Origin of the sequence: Streptomyces sp. ID05-39B, assembly GCF_033794725.1 — a bacterium.
GTDB lineage: Bacteria > Actinomycetota > Actinomycetes > Streptomycetales > Streptomycetaceae > Streptomyces > Streptomyces bobili.
This window is the reverse complement of record NZ_JARGEF010000470.1, coordinates 1-2,306: the sequence shown is the minus strand read 5'-3', so window position 1 is coordinate 2,306 and position 2,306 is coordinate 1. Positions and strand designations below refer to the sequence as shown.

General features: G+C 70.5%; 2 protein-coding genes. Both read right to left on the bottom strand.

The annotated features are described in order from the left end of the window. A partial coding sequence (locus P1P75_RS41180) for a serine/threonine-protein kinase (RefSeq protein ID WP_319265080.1) occupies nucleotides 1-1,042 on the bottom strand: 1,042 nt, incomplete at its 3' end. Nucleotides 1,043-1,290: 248 nt separating this feature from the next. After that, the gene (locus tag P1P75_RS41175; protein ID WP_319265083.1) at nucleotides 1,291-2,280 is read right to left on the bottom strand and encodes a cellulase family glycosylhydrolase; all 990 of its coding nucleotides are present in this window, start codon (nucleotides 2,278-2,280) and stop codon (nucleotides 1,291-1,293) included. Between the last annotated feature and the right edge of the window lie 26 nt (nucleotides 2,281-2,306).

The following is a 2,306-nucleotide window of genomic DNA, read 5'->3' as shown; positions in this document are numbered from 1 at the left end:
GAGCAGCCGGAGGGGGCATGGCGGGCGGTGCCGTGGCCGGGCGGGCTAAGCGGGCCTTGCGCTCGACCGGGAGGCGGAACAGCGTCTCGTACGCCCGCTGCCGGGCCAGGACCCTGCTGCCCAGCGGGTCGGGCCAGCCGGGCGGGCCGGCGTGGCGTACCGCCGTTTCCAGGAGTTCCGCCGGGGTGGGGCGCTGCGTGGGCTCCTTGGCCAGGCAGGCCGACAGCAGCGCGCCGAGCGCCGGGTCCGCCGCAGAGATCTCGCCGAGCAGCTCCTGGTTGGGCTCCTCGAAGGCCACCCGGTGCATGACGTCGACACCGGTGCCGTCGCCGAACGGGGCGCGCCCGGACGCCGCGAAGACCAGCGTCCCCGCGAGCGAGAACACGTCCGAGGCCGTGTCGGAGTGGCCGGTCCTGAGGTGTTCGGGAGACATGTAGGCGGGCGTTCCGACCCGGTTGCCCGTGCCGGTGAGGGAACTCGCGTCCACCGCCTTGGAGATGCCGAAGTCGATGACGTGCGCGCCGCGGACGGTGAGCAGCACGTTGGACGGCTTGAGGTCGCGGTGGACGATGCCCGCGTCGGCCAGTTCGCACAGGGCGCGCGCGAGTTGGTCCGCCACCTGCCAGACCGTGACGGTGGCGAGGGCGCCGTCCTCCCGTACGGTCTCCGCGAGGTCGGGTCCGGGGAGGTACTCGGTGGCCATCCAGAGCAGTTCGTCCCGGAAACCGGTTCCACACAGTTTCGGCGCGTGCGGGGTGCGCAGCCTGGCGTGCACCGCGGCCTCGCGCTCGAACCGGCGACGGAACCGGGGGTCCTCCGCGTACTCCGGACGGATCACCTTCACGGCGACCAGGCCGGGGCTGTCGTCGACCGGGCGCCCCAGGTAGACGCGCCCCATCCCGCCGCTGCCCAGCAGGGCCAACGGCACATAGGGGCCGACCTGTTCGGGGTCGCCCGGACGCAGGGGCGAGGCCCCGGCCTGCCGCAGTGCGGCGGCCTCGCTCGTCGCCGGATCCGATGGCGACGGCCGCTGATCTGACACGGAATTTCCCCGAAGTGGTTTTCGACGTACGTCAGTTCGCCTCAAGAGAAGAAGAGGCTAGCCCAGTACCGGCGAACGGTCAGGACTTCCCTCACTTCGGCCCCTTCGGAGTTGTTCGCAGACGATCGGAGGTGTTGGTGCGTGTGCGGAAGCGTCCGCCGCGCGCGAGCGCGCCCGGGGGAGGATGCGGGTCCCTCCCCCGCGTGCGCTCGCGGGCGCCGTTCAGTGCGCGGCGAGCCGCGTCACGATCAGGGGCGGACGGCCTTGCCTCGGCCCCACGCCCAGGCGAGGCGGTCCGCGCCGGACTGGTTGGTGGTCGCCAGCCAGGGGCGGGACGGGTCGCCCGTCAGGGTCTGCAGGGAGTACGTGTCACCGGTGCGCAGGCCCGGCCAGTAGACCGACCCCATCTTCAGCTCGCGGAAGGTGTCGGTGACGGCCTGCATGTAGTTGACGAAGTTGTTGTCCGGCGCCGGCCTGTTGTAGTCGAAGCCGGTCGTCATGTGGGCGCCGAACTCGTCGGCGACGGTCCGGTTGGCGCAGTCGCCGATGCGCACCTTGAGGTCGGCCACCCACTGGTCGTAGGTGGCGTACTCCTTCCAGAACCCGTAGTGGTGCAGGGAGAGGTAGGTGCCCTTCAGGCGCGGGTCGGCGCAGACGGTGGTGACGTGGTCGTTGTAGCCGGCGCCGCTGACGAAGACCCGGCCCCGCGGGACCGAGGAGTAGGTGTCCAGCCACTTCGCGGCGAGGTCGGCCCACTCGGTGTCGGTGTAGCCGTGCGGCTCGTTCATGGGCTCGAAGTACACGTTGCGGTCGTACTTGTACGCCTTGACGACCGTGTTCCACATGGGCCAGTAGGTGGCCTCGTCGTCGATGAAGCCGTCCTTGCGGGGGCCGGTGCCCTCCCAGTACGACAGGATGACCTTGAAGCCCTTGGCGGAGGCCGCGTCGATGACCGCGCGGTACGACTTCCAGTAGCTGCCGTTCACCGTGTACGGGTTGATCGGCAGCCGCACGGTGTTGGCGCCGAGGTTGGCGCGGAACGCCGATATCACCCGGCTCGACTTGGTGTACGTCTGGGCGTAGCTGTCGGAGAGCGACAGGCCCGACAGGACGACCGGATCGTCGGCGAAGTTGTCCCGAGGGTCGGCCCAGTTGACGCCCTTGAACTGGCTGGTGTCCATGCGCGGGGCGGCCTGGGCGGGGGTGCCGGAGAGGCTGGTGCCCGCCCCCGCGATCAGCAGGGGGGCTTTCTCTTTTAACCCAT